Genomic DNA, 2511 nt, shown 5'->3' with positions numbered 1-2511 from the left:
CAAACCTAAATATAGCTTCATATATTTGCAATAACGGTCAAAATGGATAGTAACTGACATGTTTATTTAAAGTGCTGATTATCAATGTATAAAGTAGAAAATAAAATTTACCCATGTAGCACAAGCCTTACGATGAAGTATATCGGAGGCAAGTGGAAATCCGTCATACTCATTCACCTGAAAACCAGGTCTAAAAGGTATAACGAACTCCGAAAAGACATCCCCACCATAACAGAAAGGACACTGAGCCTTCAACTTAAACAACTTGAAGACGACGGCCTGATCTCCAGAAAAGTTTATACAAGCAAACCACCATTAAAAGTAGAGTATGAACTCACCGACTTTGGCAAAACTCTCATCCCCGTCCTCGATGCCATATCCCAATGGGGCCACCAGGTCGCGGGTATGAGCCAAGGAGTGGAGCAGGTGGCTGGTTGTTGAAAGGTTAATGTGGACAGGTAGAAGGAATCTTGTGGATTGTTATCATACGGCAGCGGGAGGAGGCCATTTCTACGTAACCCGCAACTCTGCCCTGAAAGGGCCCAAGCTATCAGCAAAAGGTGAAGCCTTTTGTTAAATCATCTTATGTAGGTACAAGCTCTGAAAGAGCGAAATACTCTGCCATCGTATCTATCCTCTGACCGACCTATCTGCGCATTTCTGTACATTTTAAATGCAACTTTGTTGCATTTGAATAAATTTCATTTATCTTCACGGGAAAACAAAACAACAAATCAAAAGAAGGGAAATGAAGCAAAACAGTCACTATGAGGCAATTATCATCGGAGGGAGTTACGCCGGACTTTCTGCTGCTATGGCATTAGGGAGAGCGTCGAGGAAAGTGCTGGTGATAGATGGAGGCACACCCTGCAACAGGCAAACGCCCCATTCGCATAATTTCATAACACAAGACGGCAGAAAACCGGCAGAAATAGCACATGATGCCAAAATGCAGGTGTTAAAATATGATACCGTCTCTTTCTATGAAGGTTTAGCTACTACAGGCAAAAAAGTGAAGCATGGATTTGAGCTGGAAACAAAATCCGGGGATAAGTTCACTGCAAAAAAGTTGATATTTGCCAGCGGCCTGAAAGATATCATGCCCGATATCAAAGGTTTTGCCGAGTGCTGGGGGATATCCGTTATCCACTGCCCGTACTGCCATGGTTATGAAGTGAAAAACGAAAAGACTGCCATACTGGCTAACGGAGATGTGGCATTTCATTATGCTCAGTTGATTTTTAACTGGACTAAAAAGCTTTCAGTTTTTACAAACGGCAAATCGACCCTGACCGAAGAACAAACGGCGCAGATCATAAAAAACGGAATAGAAATTATAGAAACTCCGGTTGATTATATTGACCACTCGGAAGGCTATGTCCGGGAGGTAGTGTTTAATGATGGCTCAGCTATCTCAGTAAATGCCATTTACTCAAGGCCCGATTTTATTCAGCAAACCGACATACCGGAAAAGCTGGGTTGCAAACTTACTGATAGCGGGCTGCTGGAGGTAGATGCAATGCAGAAAACCAGTGTTGACGGCGTATTTGCATGTGGAGACAATTCTGGCATGCGTGCAGTTTCTCATGCCGTAGCCAGTGGTACCACTGCGGGAGCCTCATTGAATAACACATTAATAACAGAAGAATTTTAACAACCAGTTACTTAACCGCGATAACAGGTCGCGGTTAAACTATATCACTGTTGCCCTTTTTTATCTTTCTGCTAATAAATGCCAAAGCTGCACCTGCCACAACCCCCAATCCGATACCTGCTACTAGCCTGGCCCGTTTATAAGAAGTAGGCTCGGGCATATCCACAATGCCGGATTCATCTGTATGCGCAGGCTGTTTTACATACCTGCCATCTTCAGGGATGTAGTTATCAAAATTTTCAGCAAACCTGGCAAAGCGGTTTTGCCACTTTCTGCCACTCACCGGCAAACCATGCCCGGTGCCGATAGCCTTAGGGTTCAGCCTGGCCAGTTCCTGAACAGACTTCTTGGCAGCCTGCCAGTCGATGGTAAAATAAGCAGGAGGTTCATGAAACTCTTCTTTCTGGCTGATCACTGAAAATACAGAGTTCTGGTTGACCGTAACGAAGGCATCTCCCGCAAGCAACGTACAGTCCCGCTCTCTGAAAAGGGAAACATGCCCCGGCGAGTGTCCCGGCGTATGGATTATTTTCCATTCGGGAAGCTCAGGAACAATGCCATTGGCAGGAAAAGGCAAAACTTTATCACCCAGGTTTACGGGTTTTGTAGGGTATACCCACGACATATAGGCCATGGCACCACCACCCACAGCAGGATCGGGCGGCGGATAATGTGATTTGCCCTTTAAATAAGGCATTTCTAAAGGGTGCGCATAAACAGGCACATTCCAATGTTTCAACAGCTCAGGCAAAGCCCCCACATGATCAAAATGCCCGTGGGTAAGCACTATGGCCCTGGGTTTGTTATTGGAACCAAATACTTTTTCAGCCTCTTTCCGTATCCGGTCAGCAGATCCG

3 protein-coding genes are annotated in these 2511 nt (G+C 45.1%); 2 read left to right on the top strand and 1 reads right to left on the bottom strand.

Features of this window, described 5'->3' with window-relative positions; translation table 11 throughout:
- Positions 1-84 precede the first annotated feature (84 nt).
- Positions 85-441 carry a winged helix-turn-helix transcriptional regulator gene (locus tag E1163_RS01070; protein WP_155168676.1) on the top strand — a complete coding sequence of 119 codons (357 nt, stop codon included), beginning with the start codon at positions 85-87 and terminating at the stop codon, positions 439-441.
- Between the two features lie 307 nt (positions 442-748).
- A complete protein-coding gene (locus E1163_RS01065) occupies positions 749-1654 on the top strand; it encodes an NAD(P)/FAD-dependent oxidoreductase (RefSeq protein WP_155168675.1) in 906 nt (301 codons plus the stop codon).
- Positions 1655-1688: 34 nt separating this feature from the next.
- On the opposite strand, the gene E1163_RS01060 is transcribed toward E1163_RS01065, so the two are convergent.
- A partial coding sequence (locus E1163_RS01060; protein WP_155168674.1) for an MBL fold metallo-hydrolase occupies positions 1689-2511 on the bottom strand: 823 nt, incomplete at its 5' end.

Origin of the sequence: Fulvivirga kasyanovii, assembly GCF_009711405.1 — a bacterium.
Lineage (GTDB): Bacteria > Bacteroidota > Bacteroidia > Cytophagales > Cyclobacteriaceae > Fulvivirga > Fulvivirga kasyanovii.
Note: the sequence above shows the minus strand (reverse complement) of the source record. Positions and strands in the feature narration are given on the sequence as shown.

What these genes read in the sequence shown, in the direction of transcription:
- E1163_RS01065 (WP_155168675.1), top strand. Translation starts at nt 749, where the DNA reads ATGAAGCAAAACAGTCACTATGAGGCAATTATCATCGGAGGGAGTTAC.
- E1163_RS01070 (WP_155168676.1), top strand. Translation starts at nt 85, where the DNA reads ATGTATAAAGTAGAAAATAAAATTTACCCATGTAGCACAAGCCTTACG.